Source organism: Actinoplanes cyaneus (assembly GCF_016862095.1).
GTDB lineage: Bacteria > Actinomycetota > Actinomycetes > Mycobacteriales > Micromonosporaceae > Actinoplanes > Actinoplanes cyaneus.
The window spans coordinates 12,591-29,620 of record NZ_BOMH01000025.1 but is presented as its reverse complement, the minus strand read 5'-3'; the positions used below and the strand labels follow the sequence as shown (position 1 = coordinate 29,620).

The window sequence follows — 17,030 nt, the reverse complement described above, 5'->3', positions numbered from 1 at the left end:
GTTGTCAGCGGGGCAGCAGGGAGGTGGCCAGCACCTCCCGCGCCACACCCCGGCCGATCGACTGGCCGGCCGCGTCGCTGAACGGGAAGTGCTGACCGCCGTACACCCGGGATCTGCCCGCCTCGTCGGCCGCGGCCGAGAAGCCCGGATAGGTCCGCGGCACCCCGCCCGGCGCGGAGTCCGTGGCGTGCGTGAACGTGATCCGGTCGGTCCGGAAGAAGCCGGCGAGCACGGTCGCGCCCGCCCGGCTGTATGCACTGTGCCCGGACACGTACTCGGGAGTGCCGCCGACGCTGCCGGCCCGCGCGGTCCACGCCGGATCCGGCCCGGTCGCCGGGTTGCCGTCGGTGTCCGCCTCCCGGATCGCGGTGGTCGGACGCCAGTGCCGGTACGTGTACTTGGCCGCCACCGTGGGAACACCGGTGTCGGCGAGCGCCATGGTCAGCAGCGCGGTGAGCCGGGCCTGCTCGCCGAGACCCAGTCGCCGGTCGGCGGCCACGGTCAGCGCGATCCGGAGCCACTCGCCGGGCGGCTGCACGGACCCGGCCGGCAACGACCAGAACTGGTAGGTGGCGAGCAGGTCGGGCGCCTCCACGCGGCCGTCACCGAGGCTTTTCACCTCGTCGAAGGCCCGCGCGTACGCCGTCGAAGTCAGCGCCGGGGGAGGACCGGGCACGTGGCCGGCCGGGTCGGCGACCGCGAACGGGCGCACCTGGCGGTACTGCGTGCCGGGCCACTCGGCGCGGAACACCCCGGGCCCGGCCCCGGCCGGCTGGGTCGTGACGGGTCGCGACCCGTCCCCGGCGCGGGCGTCGACGACGGCCGCGCCGACCCGCCCGCCCCACGCGGCGCCCCGGGCGACGGACGTGCCGGAGCCCAGCCGGGCGAGGTCGGCGGCGAGCCGCGCGTCGTAGGTCGCGGCACGGTCCGCGTCGGCGCGCACGAGCACCGCGTGCGCCGCGCCGGCCGCTGCGGCCTGCGGGTCGGCGCCGTGCGGCCCGGCGTCGCCGACCAAGGCGGGCGTGCGGCGCTCACGGCTCGGGCGCAGGCCGTTGACCGCGTCGAAGACGGCGACGCCGAGCATGGCGTAGAGGCGCGCGGCGTCGGCGTCGCTCGCCCGGGTCACGCGGACCGCGGAGAGCGCGAGCTCGTTCCAGCCGCGGACACTGTCGATGTCCGGTCGCGCCCCATGCGCGGCCGCCGGTGTGCCGGCTGTGATCCCGGCCAGCACCATGGTGGCGATGAGCAGCAGCTTCTTCACCGCCTCACGGTCGCGCACCCAGGCCGGACCGGCGCCGATGTGTAGTCAATCGGACCCAGACCGGTCGACCTCCCGGGCCGGCCGGTTCCCTCCGGATCAGCCGTTGGCGCCCTGGGCCTCTACCGAAACCGGCTGCCACGCGCGCCACTCGGCGAGCCGGGACTCGTAGTCGGCCGTCGCGATGCCGATCGGCGCGGTGCCGAAGAAGACCCGCAGCGGCGGGTTGTCGGCGTCCACGATCTTCAGGATTGCCGACCGCGTCGCCGCGGGATCACCCGGATTCGACGTACGGCCCTTGCGCGCCTCCGCGGCCTGCGCGCGCACCGCCTGGTACACCGGCAGCGCCGTCGCGTGACTGGCCGACGAGCCACCCCAGTCGGTGTCGTAGCCACCCGGCTCGACCAGCGTCACCTTGATGCCGAACGCGGCGACCTCCTGCGCGAGCGCCTGACTGAAACCTTCGAGGGCCCACTTGGAGGCGTTGTAGATGCCGATGTTGGCGAACGCCGAGATCCCGCCGATCGACGACACCTGGATGATGTTGCCGCCGCCGCTGTCCCGCAGGTAGGGCAGCGCCCCCTGAGTGATCCACAGCGCCCCGAAGACGTTCGTCTCGAACTGCGCGCGCGCCTCCTGCTCGCTGATCTCCTCGATCATCCCGAACTGGCCGTAGCCGGCGTTGTTGACGACCACGTCGAGACGACCGAAGTGCTCGTACGCCCGCTCGAGCGCGGCCAGGCCGGCGGCGCGGTCGGTCACGTCGAGGGCCAGCGGCAGCACGCGGTCGCCGTACTTGGCCGCGAGGTCGTCCAGCGAGGAGACGTCCCGCGCCGTCGCGGCGACGCGGTCCCCGCGGTCGAGGGCGGCTTCCGCCCATTCGCGGCCGAAACCACGTGACGTGCCGGTGATGAACCATGTCCTGGCCATGAGTTGTGCCCCTTCTCCGGTAGACATGCCTGCAGCCTTACCCGCATTCCGCCCCATGCCGACCCACTGAGTCGATCACCACTGACCCCGGCCCGGCTGTCCTGCTGCGCCGCCGCAGCGGATCGAACGGGCGACAGCCCGCCCGTGGCCGGTCACCACGGTGGTTGTCGCGACCGCGGCTGGTGATCAGGGGTGTATTTGAGGCTGGATACACCCCTGAGTTCCAGCTGCGGCGACTCGGCTGGTCTCCAGAGGTCCGTCAGCCGCTCGATACACCCGTGGACGCCAGCTGCGGCGACTCGGCTGGTGGCGCTCGTGGTGCGGCGGCTAGGAGACGATCATGGAGTCCGGTCCGGTGGTGCTCGCGGCGAGGTGGCGGACGGCGTCGGCGACCGGGATCGGCTCGGGCCGGCGCGGGTTCGCCTCCGCGTGCCGGAAGAAGTGACTGGCGTGCCCGGCCGCGATCGGCAACGTCGGATAGCGGCCGGCCACCAGGCGGTCGACCAGGCCGGTGCGGCGGGCGAAGGCGGCGACCGAGCGCCAGTGGGTCAGCGAGGCCAGGTGTTCGTGCGGCGTGCCGGGAGGTTCGGGCAGCACGCTGATCCGGTCGAAGGGGCGGCTGCCGGCCAGCCACAGTTCCGCGGCCAGGGCCGCTGCCCGGGACGAGGACTCGCACCAGTAGGGCACCAGACCGGCGTCGAGCACCTGCCACGGGTCGGTCATCCGGCCGGTGCCGACGACGGCGTGCGAGCCGCCGTGGGACTTCGCCTGCCGGCTGCGGTACAGGTCGGCCACGGCGGCGCTGAGCGCCTGAGGGTCGGTGTAGAGGACCCGGTGGGCGGTCGATCCGCTCTCCCCGGCGAGCTGGCGCAGTTGCGGCTCCAGGCCCGGTTCGCCGCTGGTCTCGGCGTAGTGCTCGAGCAGGTCCGCCCGGGGGTCGGTCCATTCCCGCGCGCCGATCGCGCGCAGCAACCGGCGGAAGGCCTCGTTGTCGCGGGAGTGTTCGGCCGGGCTCCAGCCGCTGGTCGGCGTGCCGATTTGGAAGCTGTATCCGGGCGGCCCGCTCAGGGCCGGCCAGGTGCGCAGGTCGCGCACCAGGACGGAGGCGCCCCCGGGGACCACACGGGAGCGCAGGAAGGCCCGGTACGCCTCGGGCAGGCTCCGCCAGCTCACGTGCAGGGAGACGGTCGTGCCGCACAGCGGGCCGCGCAGCACCGGGTCGTGCACCTGCCGCACGGTGACGCCGGGGTTGGCGGCCATGATGCGTCGTGCCAGCCGTGTTCCCCAGGCCATGGCCGCCGCCCAGTCGCCGGTGGCGCCGCCGGGCCACGGCGCGGTCACGGTGAACGTGGTGGGCAGCCAGGCCGCGCCGCACGCCGCGGCCAGCTGCACCGCGGCGCCGTGCGGCGAGCCGAGCACCACGGCCGGCCAGGTCGAGCCCGGGTGGTGCCCGACCATCCAGCGGGCGACGGCCTCGGCGTCGATGCGGTCGAGGTGGTCCAGCGGCACGGCTTCTTCGAGGGCGTCCGCGGCGAGGGCGGCCGGGCGCAGCGGCTCGGGCAGTTCGCCGCGGCGGCCGAGCAGCGGGACGCGGGAGAGCACGTCACCGCGGCGCTGGACCGGCGGCACCGCCATGGCCAGCAGCGCGCGGCCGAGGCTGTCGGGGCACACCACCCGGCCCGCGCGGGGCACCGGCGTGCGGGCGAGATCGAAGTTCGAGGTCATGCCGGGGCACCGCCGTAGGGAGGTCGGGATTCTGCGGCTACCCGTGTTCGCCGCCGGCAAACGAGCGTCAGTCGCCGTCATGCGCTACCCACCGGAATCGTCTCCAATCCGGCGTTCCGCGGTCCCGCCCCGCGGGGTCACGGGCCGGGCGCGCAGGCCGCCGCGGAGCAGCAGCACGCAGAGCACGATCAGGGCCGGCACGACAGCAAACCCGCTGGTCAGTCCATAGCTGTCGGCCAGGGTGCCGAGCAGGTACGGCGAGGCGGCCGCGGCCAGGCCGAGGATCAGCTGGGTGCGGGCGTTGGCTCGGTCCTCGCGGCCGCCGGACGCATCGAGGGTCAGCGCGAGCCCGAGCGGATAGAGGTTCGCGATGCCCGTCCCGCACAGGAACAGGCCGGCAACGGCGAGGACCGGGGAGTCCGAGAGCCAGAAGAGGGCGAAGCCCGCCGCGGTCACGGCCAGGGAGAGCGAAAGGATTGCCACGGTACGGCCTTCCGCGCGCATGATCCGTGCCCCGCCGAGCCGTCCGAGCAGGATGCCGAGGTAGTTCGCGCTCAGCGCGGTGCCCGCCGCGGTGGCCGTCATGCCGGTGTGCACCAGCAGCTGCGGCGCGAAGTAGACCAGGCAGAACTCGATCGCCGAGCTGACCGCGGTGAGCACCGCGAACAGCACACAGGCCAGGGGCAGCCGCCCGGCCCGGCCGGTCCCGGGCGGCTCGGGGGACGCGGCGGGGAGCGGCTGCCGCCGGTAGCGCAGGAAGAGCACCAGCAGTACGACGGCGGGTAGCGCGAACGTCGCCCGCCATCCGAGCACGGTGGCCGCGAGCGCCCCCAGCAGGAGCGGCGCGAGCACCGCTGACGCGCCCGCGCCGATGTTCGCCTCGGTCAGCGCACGGTCGCGCCGGCCGCCGTGCCGGTCGGACAGGACCGCCTGGACCACGGTGAGCAGCGTCGCCCCGGCCACCCCGAACAGCGCGGTCGCGACCAGGGTGCCCGGCACGGTCCGGACGAGGGTGAACAGTCCGGTGCCGGCGACCGTGGCCAGCGCCGAGGACCAGAGCAGGACGCCGCGGGACAGCCGCCTGGCGAACCACGCGAAGCTCGCCCCGGCCACCGCGGCACCCAGGGAGATCACCACCTGGTAGACGCCGAGCAGCGTGTACGAGAACCCCAGCTCGGCCCGGAGCAGCGTGACCGCGGGCCCGAACGCGTACAGCCAGAAGGAGAAGCAGCCCAGAGCCGCGTAGGACAGCACCGTCGGCGCGTCCCGGACGAAGGTTTTCTCTGTGTAACGGTACACAAGTAAAGTCTGTGCGTGACCCGCCCCGCCCGCAACCCGAAACCGCGGCCGACCATGCGCGAGGTGGCCCGCGCGGCCGGGGTGTCCCCGATGACCGTCTCGTACGCCTACTCCCAGCCCGACCGCGTGTCGGCCGAGGCCGCCGAGCGGGTCCGTGCCGCCGCCGAGCAGCTCGGTTACCCCGGCCCGCATCCGGCCGCCCGGTCGCTGCGCCGCGGCCGGATCGGCTCGCTCGGCGTGGTGCTCGGCGAACGGCTCAGCTACGCGTTCGACGACCCGCAGGCGGCGCGCTTCCTGGCCGGCGTCTCCGACGTCTGCGCCGCGCGGGGTGTCGGGCTGACCCTGCTGCCGATCACCGGCGGCCCCACCGACGCGCAGCGGGTGACGCAGGCCGCCGTCGACGGTTTCGTGGTCTGGACCACCAGTGACGACGACCCGGTGCTGGCCGCGGTCGCGGCGACCGGGCTGCCGGCGGTGGTCCACGCCGGCCCGGCGATCCCGGGCGTGCCGGTGATCGGCATCGACGACCGGGCCGCCGCCGCCGCGATCGGCGAGCTCGCCTTCGCCCGGGCCAGACGGCCGGTGGTGCTCGGCTTCCCGCTGGATCGCGGTCGCGCCCGCCGGCTGCTGACCGCCGCCGAGGAGCCGGAGATCAGGTTCCCGGTCACCCGGAACCGGTGGGCCGGGTTCCGCGACGCCTGGACCGGCACCGGGAACCTGGCCGCCGCGCTGCGCCTAGCCGTCTGCCCGGTCAACCACATCGCCGAGGGGGAGAGGTTCGCCGCCGAGCTGCTGCGCGGCCCCGGCGCCCCGGACGCGATCGCGGCGATGAGCGACGAGCTGGCCCTCGGCGCGCTGCGGGCAGCCGCGAACGCCGGGCTGCGGGTGCCGGCCGACCTCGCGGTCACCGGCTGGGACGACACCGACGCGGCCGGGCCCGCCGGGCTGACCACCCTGGCCCAGTCCCTGCGGGAGCAGGGGGCGGACTGTGCCCGTACGGCGCTCGGGTCTCCTGAGGTCTCGTCCGTGACACACCGGTGGCAGGTTGTCGAACGCAGGAGCACGAACCACGCCCGCGAAGCGGACGGGTGACCGATCATGCGAGAGTGACCCTTCTCAACCAGGTCCGGCTGGGCTCGCGGCTGGCGACCGCCTTCGCGGTGGTCGTGGCACTGCTGCTGGTCGTGATGGCGACCGCCCTGACCACCTCGCAGCACCAGGGGGACGCCGCCGACCGGATGGCCGCGGCACAGCGGTTCGTCGCGCTGACGAAGGACGCCAAGTTCAGCTCCGCCGACTTCAACGGCTGGCAGACGGCGTACGCCTTCGACGTCCACCGCGGGGTCGGCGACGCCGCCCAGGACACCGGCGACTCCCGCGCGTCCTTCCTCGCCTCGATGAAGACGTTCCGGGCCACCGTGGCCGACGCGTCCGCCGCCGCCACCAGCGCCGCGGAACGGGACGCCCTCGGACAGATCGGCACGCTCGCCGAGGACTTCCTCTCCGTCGACACACAGGTCGCCCAGCTCTACGGCACCGGCACACCGGCCGCGATCAAGCAGGCCGACGCTCTCGTGATCGGCCGGGAGATCGAGATCTTCGAGCAGATCGGCACCGCCCTCGACGGCCTCGTCACCACCGCCGTCGCCGACTTCACCACCGCCCGCGACAGCGCCGACCGTTCGCAGCGCAACGGCACCCTGCTGATCTGGATCGCCGGCTCGGCCGCGGCCGTCATCGCGATCCTGCTGGCGGTCGCCGTGACCCGCTCGGTGACCGGGCCGGTCGACCGGGTGCGCCGGCGCCTGGTCCTGCTCGCCGGTGGCGACCTGGCCACGCCGGTGGAGGTCACCGGGCGCGACGAGATCGCCGGGATGGCCACCGCGCTGCGCAAGAGCCTGGACTCGCTCGGCGCGGCGATGCACACCATCGACGACTCGGCCACGTCGCTGGCCGCGGCCGCCGAGCAGATGACGAACACGTCCGCGCAGATCGCCGCGTCCGCCGAGGAGTCCGCGGTCCAGGCGCAGGCGGTGGCCAGCGCGACCGGCCAGGTGTCGCTGAACGTGCAGACGGTCTCGGCCGGCAGCGAGCAGATGGGCGCGTCGATCCGCGAGATCTCGCACTCGACGACCGAGGCCAGCGCGGTGGTCGGCTCGGCGGTTGAGGCCGCGCGGGCCGCGAACACCACGATCGCGGCGCTGGGCCAGTCGTCGCGGGAGATCGGCGAGGTGGTCGAGGCGATCACGTCGATCGCCGAGCAGACCAACCTCCTGGCACTGAACGCGACGATCGAGGCGGCCCGGGCCGGTGAGCTCGGCAAGGGCTTCGCCGTGGTGGCCGGCGAGGTGAAGGAGCTCGCGCAGGAGACCGCCCGGGCCACCGAGGACGTCACCCGCCGCGTCGACGCGATCCGCGACGGTACCGGCAAGGCGGTCGCCGCGATCGGCGAGATCGCCGCGATCATCGCCCGGGTCAGCGACTACCAGACCACCATCGCGTCGGCGGTCGAGGAGCAGACCGCCACCACGGCCGAGATGAACCGCAGCATCTCCGACACCGCCGTCAACGCCGAGCAGATCGCGTCGAACGTCGCCACTGTCGCCCTCGCCGCGCAGCAGACGACGGAGGGCATCACCCAGGCGCAGGAGGCGACCGCCGAGCTGGCCCGCATGTCGAGCGACCTGCGCAACCTCGTCTCGCAGTTCCGCTACGTGGCGTGAGGCCGCGACCGCACGTCGTCGGGCCGGCGCTGGCTCGCGGCGGCGGCCGGCGGCGCGAGCGCTCGTGGACGCGTACGTCGCCGCGGCCCTGACATAGTTTCGGCCATCCGGGGAATGCGGGCGCCCATGACGACGACCGAGACTTCCCGGGCCAGGACGAGCGCGCGGACCGGGGCCGCCGACGAGGCGCTGATCGAGCTGGGCCAGGCCCTGCGCGACAGCGGATACCACTTCACGACGGTGACACCGGCGACGCACGCGCGGGTCAACGGCCGTACGGGCAACGAAGTCGCTCGGGATCTGCGGGACGTCTTCGGCTGGAGCCGCCCGTTCGCGGCGGACCTGCTGCCGCTGGGCTTCATGGCGCTGCTGGAGGTGGCGGACGCGCTCGAGCCCCGCGGTGACCTGTGGCGCAGCCGCGTGCGCTACTCGTCCTACGACGACGAGATCTTCGTGCACTCGGCGTTCCCGACGGACGCTCCCGACTCGGTCTTCTTCGGCCCGGACACCTACCGGATGGCCGACGCCGCGGTCGCGCACGTCCGGGGCCGCACGGATCAGGTCCGCCGGGCCGTCGACATCGGCTGCGGCACCGGCGCCGGCGCGATCGCGGTCGCCAAGCGGGTCCCGGGCGCCGAGGTTCTCGGGGTGGACATCAACGACAAGGCGCTGCGCTACACCCGGGTCAACGCGGTGCTGGCCGGCACCGATCGGGTCCGGCCGGTGCGCAGCGACCTGCTCGACGGCGCCGACGGCGAGTTCGACCTGATCGTCTCCAACCCGCCGTTCATGATCGATCCGGCCGGGCGCGCCTACCGCGACGGCGGCGGCCCGGACGGCAACGGCCTGTCCCTGCGGATCATCGACGCGGCAGCGAAGCGGCTGGCGCCGGGCGGCTCGCTGGTCCTGTTCAGCGGCACCGGCATCATCGACGGCCGGGACCCGCTGCGGCAGGCCGCCGAGCAGCGGCTGGCCGGGACCGGGCTGGCGTGGTCGTACCGGGAGGTCGACCCGGACGTCTACGACGAGGAGCTCGACGGCCCGGCGTACGGCAGGGCCGAGCGCATCGCCGTGGTGCTGCTGACCGCCTCCCGCTCCCGGTGACCGCCGGCCTGCCCGACCGGCTGACCGTCGGCGTCGAGGAGGAGTTCCTGCTACTCGAACCGGGCAGTGGGGAGAACGCGCCGGTCGCCGAGAAGACCCTGGCCGCGCTGCCGGAGGAGTTACGGCCGCGCAGCCGCCGCGAGTTCCGCCCGAGCATGATCGAGATGGTCTCGGACGTCTGCACCGACGCCGCGGATCTCGCCGGGCAGCTGCTGGCCAACCGTCGCGGGACGGCGGACGCGGCGTTCGCGGCCGGGGCGATGCTGGTCCCGGTCGGTGCGACGCCGGTCGCCGAGCGTTTCCCCGAGCCGGCCGACGACGCGCGGTTCCGGGCGATCGCCGCGCACTACGGGCCGATCGCGCGTGACCCCTCGGTCTGCGGCTGCCACGTGCACGTCGGGGTGCCCGGCGAGGAGCTGGCGGTCGCGGTCTGCACCCGGCTGCGCGGGGACCTGCCGGTCATCCAGGCGCTGGCCGCGAACTCGCCGATCTTCGAGGGCGCCGACACCGGGTTCGCCAGCTGGCGGTCGGCGCAGCTGGAGCGGTGGCCCAGCCTCGGGCCGTGGCCGCATCTCGACGGGCCGGCGGACTATCGCCGTACCACGCAAGCCTTGATCTCCTCGGGCGCGATGATGGACGCCTCGATGGTGCTGTGGTGGTCCCGGCCGTCGGCCACGTTCCCGACCGTGGAGATCCGGGTGGCCGACGTCTGCCCGCGCGTGGGGGACACCGTGCTGATCGCGGCGCTGGTCCGGGCCCTGGTGGACACCGCGGCACGGGAGGCCGTCGCCGGCCGCCCCGCGCCGGTGCTCCCGGACGTGCTGGTCCGTGCCGCCCACTGGAACGCCGCCCGTTCCGGACTGGACGGCGACCTGCTCGACCCCGGGACCGGCCGGGCGGTCCCGGCGTGGGACGTGGTCGCCGCGCTGCTCGACCGGGTCACCCCGGCACTGCGCCGCCACGACGACCTCGACCTGGTCACGGCCGGTCTGGACCGGATCCGGCGGGAGGGCACCGGCGCCCAGGTGCAGCGCCGGCTCCTCAGTTCCGCGACCGTCCCCTGGATGCTCGACCGGCTGGCCGCGCTCGCTAGAGAGTGACCTGCGCCGGCGTGCCGCGGTTGGTGGTCGTCCCGTCGCCGAGCTGGCCGTTCGCGTTGTTCCCCCAGCACCACAGGCTTGCGTCGGTACGGACGGCACAGGTGTGATATCCGGTCACGAGATCGCTGGTCCAGGTCGTCGCGGTGCCGACCCTGGTCGGGGTGCTCCGGTTGACGGTGGTGCCGTCGCCGAGCTGGCCGGTCAGGTTGTTGCCCCAGCACCACAGGCTGCCGTCGGTGCGTGACGCGCACACGGTGTTGAACCCGGCGTCGGCCCGCGTCCAGCTGGTCGCGGTCCCGACCTGCACCGGCGCGGTCTGGTAGGTGGTGCCGGTGCCGAGCTGACCGTACCCGTTGTCGCCCCAGCACCACAGCGAGCCGTCGGTGCGGGTGGCGCAGTTGAACGCGTAGCCGGCCGTCACCGAGGCCCAGGTGGTTCCGGTCCCGACCTGCGCGGGCGCGGTGGACGCCAGCCGGCTGCCGAGGCCGAGCTGCCCGTCGCCGTTGTCGCCCCAGCACCACAGCGTGCCGTTGGTGCGGGTGGCGCAGGTGTGCCCGAAGCCGGTGGAGACGCTCGCCCAGGTGGTGCCGGTGCCGACCTGTCGCGGGGCGGTGGCGGTGTAGACGGTGGACGGGTCGGTGCCGAGCTGCCCGAGCCGGTTGAAGCCCCAGCACCAGAGCGTGCCGTCGGTACGGGTGGCGCACGTGTGCGCGTCGCCGGTGCTCACGCCCGCCCAGGTGGTGCCGGTGCCGACCTGCGTCGGGGAGGTCTTCCTGGCCGTGGTGCCGTCGCCGAGCTGGCCGCGGCTGTTGGCGCCCCAGCACCACAGTGTCCCGTCGGTCCGGGTGGCGCAGGTGTAGCTGGTGCCCGCGTCGACGGCGGCCCAGGTGCTGACGTCGCCGATCCGGGCCGGCGTGGTGCGGCTGGTGGTGGTGCCGTCGCCGAGCTGGCCGCTCGCGTTGCCACCCCAGCACCACAGTGATCCGCTCCGGACCACGCAGGTGTGGGAGTAGCCGGCGCCCGACGCGGCGGAGGCGGGGCCGGTCATGCCGACCAGTGCCAGGGCGGCGGTGAGCGCCGCCAGGAGCAGAGCTTTCACGTGGCAAGTCCCCCTTCTCAGATGTGGGAGCGCTCCCACCCGCTCTTCCTATCATTGACGGCTGTAATTGGCTAGAAACATTCTTGTGTTGTAGCGTCAGTTGGGAGCGCTCCCAGTCCCGAAAGGAGCTCCCCCATGAGACGTTCGCTCCTCGTCCTCCTCCTCGCCCTCGTCAGCGGCCTCGTCGTCGCACAACCGGCCCGGGCCGACACCCGCATCTGCGAGCAGTACGGATCGACCACCGTCGGTGGCCGGTACGTGGTGATGAACAACCGCTGGGGCACCAGCGCCGAGCAGTGCATCAACGTCACCAGCAACGGCTTCTCGATCGTCAGCCAGCAGGGCGTCGGCAGCACCAGCGGCGCTCCGGTGTCCTACCCGGCGATCTTCTACGGCTGCCACTACACCAACTGCTCGCCCGGCACGAACCTGCCGATCCAGGTCAGCGCGATCAGCAGCGCCACGAGCAGCATCAGCTACAACTACGTCTCCGGCGCAACGTACGACGCGGCGTACGACATCTGGCTCGACCCGTCGCCCCGGAAGGACGGCGTCAACGCGCAGGAGATCATGATCTGGTTCAACCGGCAGGGATCGATCCAGCCGATCGGCTCGGTGGTCGGCACCACGACCATCGGCGGCCGCAGCTGGCAGGTGTGGCAGGGCAGCAACGGATCCAACGCCGTCGTCTCCTACGTCGCGCCGTCACCGATCACCAGCTGGAGCTTCAGCGTCCTCGATTTCATCAACGACGTGAAGAACCGCGGCGCGATCACCAACTCCTGGTACCTGACCAGCATCCAGGCCGGGTTCGAGCCGTGGATCGGCGGCACGGGACTGGCCGTGACCAGCTTCTCCGCCGCGGTCAACGGTGGCGGGACCACCACGCCGCCGGTTCCGTCGAGCTCCTGCAAGGTCACCTACGCGACCAACGTGTGGAACAACGGCTACACCGCGACGGTGACCGTCGCCAACACCGGGAGCAGCGCGATCAACGGCTGGGCGCTCGGCTTCACGCTGCCCGGCGGGCAGTCCGTGACCGGCTCGTGGAACACCACCCTGAGCGGCACGTCGGGCGCGATCACCGCGCGCGACGCCGGGCACAACGGCAGCATCCCGGCCGGCGGCAGCACGTCGTTCGGGTTCCAGGGCACGTACAGCGGCTCGTTCGCGAGCCCGTCCGCGTTCACCCTCAACGGCACGACCTGCACCCGCGCCTGACCGATTCGGCCGGCCGGTGTCGTGACGACCCGGCCGGCCCCGGCCTCCCCGGCCCGGCTTCCCGGGTGAACAGAAGGTGAACCCGATTTCAGAACCGGCCTCGGACCAGCGTATCGTCTCCGGCCGATATTGATCTAGGTCCGGGGGTTCTGTATGTCCATACCTGCACGCCTGCTGCGGGCTGCCGTGGCGCTCGGGGTCACCGTCTCGGCGGCGCTGGTCGCGGGCAGCCCGGCCCAGGCCGCCGCGGCGCCTACCGCGCTGAACGCCGGGCAGTTCACGCTCAGCGCCAACTACACCAAGTACAACGCGCTGAACACGGCGCTCGCCTCGAAGCTGCCCGCGGTGACGGTGTCCGACGTGATGGACAACGCCAACCACGATCGGCAGGCGATCACCGACTCGCTGAACCTGCCCGGGTACAGCACCGGGTTCCAGTTCGACGACACCGACGTGGGCGACTGCAAGAACTTCCCGCAGGGCATCACCACCAGCCGGGACGCCGTGGGCACCGCGAACAGCGGGAACTACGACGGGCACCAGCTCATCCTGGTCAGCTGGTACACCAAGGACGCCTGCGACGGGGACTCGACGCGCAGCCGGATCACGCTGGTCGACTGGGACGCCACGTACCCGAACAAGTACCGGAAGATCCTGCTGGTCGAGCCGACCGGAACCGCTGCCGCGCCCAGCTTCAAGGACGTGGTGGTGCACGCCGGCGGCGTCTCCTGGTACGGCGACTACCTCTACGTCGCCGACACCGGGCACGGCATGCGCGTGTTCAACATGGCGAAGATGCTGCAGACCAGCACCGGTGGCACCGCCGACCAGATCGGCCGGCAGAACGACACCACCTACTACGCGCACAACTACGCGTACGTGCTGCCGCAGGTCGGCACGATCACGGCGGCGACCACGTCGGGCACCTCGCTGGCCTGGTCGTCGATCTCGCTGGACCGGGCCGACCCGTCGATCGTGATGACCGAGTACACCTGCTCGTCCGGCTGCACGTCGTACCCGAACCGGGCGCCGCGGGCGGTCCGCTTCCCGTTCGCCTCGGGCCTCACCACGTTCGCGGCCAGCACGACGGCCACCGAGGCGCTGCAACTGCCCTGGTACAAGCTGAACGGGGTCGCCTCGCACAACAGCCGGTGGTGGTTCAACTCCTCCGGCGACAAGAAGCTGTACTACTGGACCCCGGCCGCGGGCCCCTCGTCCTACGCCTGGGTGAGCGGCGGCGAGAGCATCAGCTACTGGGAGGACACCGACGAACCGGACCTGCTGTGGTCGCTGCAGGAGCCGGTCGGTCACCGCAACGTCTTCGCGGTGAACCAGGCCAGCTACGACGGCTGACCTTTCCGGCGGGCGGGGTCGAGGCCCCGCCCGCACGGTCATCTCAGCCGGCCAGGCCGTTGTCGGCCAGCCACTGCGGATCCGGTGCGACCGCTTGCAGGACCTCCACCAGCAGCCCGTCCGGCCCGGCGACCTGGAACCGGCGCTGGCCCCACTTCTCGGTCACCAGCGGCATGACCACCCTGAGGCCGGCGGCGCTCAGCCGCTCGAACTCGGCGTCGACGTCGGCGACCAGGAACGCCAGCATCGTCCCGACGATGGTCCTGCCACGGGTCGCCTCCGGCCACGACTCGTGATCACGCTGCACGAAGTCCAGCGTGACGTTCTGGTGGCCGGCGTGCTGGGTGTTGACGTACCACCCCAGATCGATGTTGATGGTGAATCCGAAGTGCTCGGCGAACCAGGCCGCGGCGGTCGCCGGCTTCTCGGCGGCGACGGCCATCCCGATCAGTGCGAAATCCATACATCCCCCTCGTCGTCCGCGAAATCCTGCGCGATCGACGTGCCCGGATCAAGGGCCGTGTCCTCAACACGCCGTCACGGCGATTGCCGGGCGTCCGGCCGTCGTACGCCTAGATTGATTCTTGAGTTTTTAAATTCTGGGCTGTTCGGGTAAAGGTGCGGCATGCGAATCCTCCTGGCCGGCGCGTCCGGCTTCCTCGGCACGAGGCTGGCCGACCGTCTGACCGCGAGCGGCCATGACCTGACCCGCCTGGTGCGGCGCGCGCCCCGGAGCCCCGGCGAGATGTCCTGGCAGCCCGGCCGGGGCGAGCTGGACCCGGCCGTCGTCGCCGCGGCGGACATCGTGATCGATCTGGCCGGCGCCGGCGTAGGTGACCGGCGGTGGAACGCCGCCTACAAGGAGACGCTGCGCGCCAGCCGGATCGACAGCACCGGCACGATCGCCCGGACGATCGCCGCCCTGCCCGAAAGTGATCGGCCGCGCGCGTTGCTGCAGGCGTCCGCCGTCGGCTGGTACGGCGACACCGGCGACCGCGCCGTGACCGAGAACGAGCCGCCCGCCGACACGTTCCTGGCGCAGCTGTGCCGCGACTGGGAGGCGGCGGCCCGTCCCGCCGCGGACGCCGGCACCCGCGTCGTCCTGCTGCGCACCGGTCTGCCGCTGGCCCGCGACGGAGGTTTTCTTCAGCCACTGCTGCCGCTGTTCAAGCTCGGCGCCGGCGCGAAGCTCGGCTCGGGCCGCCAGTGGACCCCGTGGATCGCCCTCGCCGACTGGCTCGCCGCCGTCGAGTTCCTGATCGAGCACGAGGAGGTCGCCGGGCCGGTCAACCTGGTCGCGCCGAACCCGGTCACGAACGCCGAGCTCACCCGCGCCCTGGCCCGCACGCTGCACCGCCCCGCCCTGTTCGCGGTGCCGGGCTTCGCGCTCGACCTGGCGCTCGGCGAGTTCGGCGGCGAAGCCCGCGCCAGCCAGCGGGTCGTGCCCGCGGTGCTGGAGAAGGCCGGCTTCCGCTGGCAGTGCCCCGACGTGGAGTCCGGGCTGGCGTCGATCGCCTGACGGCCCGGCGCGGAGCCGGCGCTACCGTTGATCGTGTGACGGCGCGACGGATTCTGATCACCGGCTCCGCGGACGGGCTGGGCCGCCTCACGGCGGAGACCCTGCTGGCGCAGGGGCACGACGTCGTGGTGCACGCCCGCAACCAGGCGCGTGCCGCGGCCATCGATCAGCTGGTACGCCGTGGCGCGCACCTGGTCGTCGGCGACCTCGAGGACCGTGCCGCCGTCCTGCGGATCGCGGCCGAGCTCACCGGCGCGCCGCCGCTCGACGGGGTGATCCACAACGCCGGGGTGTACAGCGGCAGGGCGGTCATGCCGGTCAACGTCATCGCGCCGTACCTGCTCACCGCCCTGGTGCCCGCGCCGCGGCTGGTCTACCTGAGCAGCGGCATGCACCTGGGCGGGCGGCCGGTGATCCGGTGGGACGGCTCCTACTCCGACAGCAAGCTCTACGTCTCCACGCTCGCCGCGGCCGTCGCGCGCCTGCGTCCCGGCGTGCTCAGCAACTCCGTGGACCCGGGCTGGGTCCCGACCCGGATGGGCGGGCGCGGCGCCCCGGACGATCTGGAGCTGGGACACCATACCCAGGAATGGCTTGTCACCAGCGACGACGCCGACGCGCTGACCAGCGGCGGTTACTGGCACCACCGGCAGCGCCGCGAACCGCATCGCTCGGTGCACGACGAGAAGTTCCAGGATCTCCTCCTCCGATCGTTGAAGGAGGAGACCGGGGTCGAGCTTTAAGAGCCCGGCTTGCGACGGTACGGCGTTGTCGTGCCCAGCACCTCGAACCCGAGCCGCTGCAGGATCGGGCGGCTCTGATCCGACGCGTCGACCTGCAAGAACTCGTAGCCGAGGCCGGCGGCGATCCGGGCGCGATGCGCCACGAGCGCGCGATAGATCCCGCGGCCCTGCCACGCCGGCACCGTGCCGCCGCCCCACAGGCTCGCGAAGGCCGTGCCCCGGTTGAGCTCCATCCGCGCCCCGCACACCGGCTCGTCCCCGGCCATCGCCACGAACGCGCGGATGCTCTCCGGATCGTCGGTGAGCTGCGCCAGCACCTGAGCGCGCAGGTGGCCGCTCGGCTCCTCGAACGCCTGCTCACTGGCCCGGAACATCAGATCGACCCCGGCCTCGTCGGTCACCGGGACCAGTCGCACCCCCTCCGGCGGGGACACGGCGAGGTCGAGCTCGCCGATCTGCGCGACCATCAGCGTCTCCCGATCGTCCGGCACGAAACCGGCCTTGACCAGGCGCTCACCGAGGTCGGCAGGGCGGTCGTGGCCGTAGAGCTTCCACTCCACCTCGACCCCGAGCCCGTCGAAGAACCGCACCTGCTCGGCGATCACCGCGTCGGCGTCGGCCTCGTCCAGATCCGACCACAGGACGGCGTTCCAATCCTCCGCCGCGCCGACGTGCCGGACGACCCTTCCCTCCCGCTCGACGCGCGACGACGGGCCGCCGGCCCGGACGTCACGACGCATCTGCCGGTCGAACAGCGCAAGCACTTCTTCTCGATTCACGCGCCCACCCCAGCAGGCTCCGCCCGCACCGGCAACGGGTTTTCCGCCGCCCTCCGCCCCGGTCGCAGCCCTCCGCCCCGGTCGCCGCTCACCGCCGCCGATCACCATGCGTGCCGGCCACCACCGCGCGAGCCCTGCGCCCTGCGGCCGGTCGCTGTCCGCCATGTGGACGCCGGT

The 17,030-nt window shown here is 72.9% G+C and carries 15 protein-coding genes; 8 read left to right on the top strand and 7 right to left on the bottom strand.

Annotated elements, in window-relative coordinates; translation table 11 throughout:
- Positions 1-4: 4 nt before the first annotated feature.
- From Acy02nite_RS16270 to Acy02nite_RS16255, 4 genes are all read right to left on the bottom strand, one after another.
- Positions 5-1,261, bottom strand: a complete 1,257-nt coding sequence (locus tag Acy02nite_RS16270) for a vanadium-dependent haloperoxidase (RefSeq protein WP_239174914.1) — start codon at positions 1,259-1,261, stop codon at positions 5-7.
- A gap of 96 nt (positions 1,262-1,357) precedes the next feature.
- On the bottom strand, positions 1,358-2,188 hold the full coding sequence (locus Acy02nite_RS16265) for an SDR family oxidoreductase (RefSeq protein ID WP_203741429.1): 831 nt from the start codon (positions 2,186-2,188) through the stop codon (positions 1,358-1,360).
- A 327-nt stretch (positions 2,189-2,515) separates the two neighbouring features.
- Positions 2,516-3,913 carry a hypothetical protein gene (locus Acy02nite_RS16260; protein WP_203741426.1) on the bottom strand — a complete coding sequence of 466 codons (1,398 nt, stop codon included), beginning with the start codon at positions 3,911-3,913 and terminating at the stop codon, positions 2,516-2,518.
- A gap of 84 nt (positions 3,914-3,997) precedes the next feature.
- The gene (locus Acy02nite_RS16255) at positions 3,998-5,212 is read right to left on the bottom strand and encodes an MFS transporter (protein ID WP_203741424.1); all 1,215 of its coding nucleotides are present in this window, start codon (positions 5,210-5,212) and stop codon (positions 3,998-4,000) included.
- Between the two features lie 15 nt (positions 5,213-5,227).
- On the opposite strand from Acy02nite_RS16255, the gene Acy02nite_RS16250 reads away from it, so the two are divergent.
- From Acy02nite_RS16250 to Acy02nite_RS16235, 4 genes are all read left to right on the top strand, one after another.
- Positions 5,228-6,304 (top strand): LacI family DNA-binding transcriptional regulator, encoded by a 1,077-nt coding sequence (locus Acy02nite_RS16250; protein WP_203741422.1) that lies wholly within the window; start codon positions 5,228-5,230, stop codon positions 6,302-6,304.
- Positions 6,305-6,318: 14 nt separating this feature from the next.
- Entirely contained in the window at positions 6,319-7,935 is a 1,617-nt protein-coding gene (locus Acy02nite_RS16245; RefSeq protein WP_203741420.1) for a methyl-accepting chemotaxis protein, read from the top strand.
- Between the two features lie 126 nt (positions 7,936-8,061).
- The gene (locus Acy02nite_RS16240) at positions 8,062-9,039 is read left to right on the top strand and encodes a methyltransferase (protein WP_203741418.1); all 978 of its coding nucleotides are present in this window, start codon (positions 8,062-8,064) and stop codon (positions 9,037-9,039) included.
- Entirely contained in the window at positions 9,036-10,139 is a 1,104-nt protein-coding gene (locus Acy02nite_RS16235; RefSeq protein WP_203741416.1) for a carboxylate-amine ligase, read from the top strand. Before Acy02nite_RS16240 ends, Acy02nite_RS16235 begins: the two co-directional genes overlap by 4 nt.
- Here Acy02nite_RS16235 and Acy02nite_RS16230 read toward each other — a convergent pair.
- Positions 10,129-11,187: an RCC1 domain-containing protein gene (locus Acy02nite_RS16230; RefSeq protein ID WP_203741616.1), complete on the bottom strand. Its 1,059-nt coding sequence runs from the start codon at positions 11,185-11,187 to the stop codon at positions 10,129-10,131. The genes Acy02nite_RS16235 and Acy02nite_RS16230 overlap by 11 nt on opposite strands.
- Before the next feature lie 186 nt (positions 11,188-11,373).
- On the opposite strand from Acy02nite_RS16230, the gene Acy02nite_RS16225 reads away from it, so the two are divergent.
- Together Acy02nite_RS16225 and Acy02nite_RS16220 are read left to right on the top strand one after the other, a co-directional pair.
- Positions 11,374-12,459, top strand: a complete 1,086-nt coding sequence (locus Acy02nite_RS16225) for a glycoside hydrolase family 12 protein (protein ID WP_203741414.1) — start codon at positions 11,374-11,376, stop codon at positions 12,457-12,459.
- Between the two features lie 153 nt (positions 12,460-12,612).
- Positions 12,613-13,812: a hypothetical protein gene (locus tag Acy02nite_RS16220; protein WP_203741412.1), complete on the top strand. Its 1,200-nt coding sequence runs from the start codon at positions 12,613-12,615 to the stop codon at positions 13,810-13,812.
- Positions 13,813-13,855: 43 nt separating this feature from the next.
- On the opposite strand, the gene Acy02nite_RS16215 is transcribed toward Acy02nite_RS16220, so the two are convergent.
- On the bottom strand, positions 13,856-14,275 hold the full coding sequence (locus Acy02nite_RS16215; RefSeq protein ID WP_203741410.1) for a VOC family protein: 420 nt from the start codon (positions 14,273-14,275) through the stop codon (positions 13,856-13,858).
- Positions 14,276-14,437: 162 nt separating this feature from the next.
- Here Acy02nite_RS16215 and Acy02nite_RS16210 point away from each other — a divergent pair, with 162 nt between their 5' ends.
- Together Acy02nite_RS16210 and Acy02nite_RS16205 are read left to right on the top strand one after the other, a co-directional pair.
- The gene (locus tag Acy02nite_RS16210; protein WP_203741408.1) at positions 14,438-15,331 is read left to right on the top strand and encodes a TIGR01777 family oxidoreductase; all 894 of its coding nucleotides are present in this window, start codon (positions 14,438-14,440) and stop codon (positions 15,329-15,331) included.
- Between the two features lie 35 nt (positions 15,332-15,366).
- Complete coding sequence (locus tag Acy02nite_RS16205; protein ID WP_203741406.1) at positions 15,367-16,074, top strand: SDR family NAD(P)-dependent oxidoreductase; 708 nt, start codon at positions 15,367-15,369, stop codon at positions 16,072-16,074.
- Here the strand turns inward: Acy02nite_RS16205 and Acy02nite_RS16200 are convergent.
- On the bottom strand, positions 16,071-16,853 hold the full coding sequence (locus Acy02nite_RS16200; protein WP_239174912.1) for a GNAT family N-acetyltransferase: 783 nt from the start codon (positions 16,851-16,853) through the stop codon (positions 16,071-16,073). The two genes, Acy02nite_RS16205 and Acy02nite_RS16200, sit on opposite strands and share 4 nt — an antisense overlap.
- Positions 16,854-17,030 lie beyond the last annotated feature (177 nt).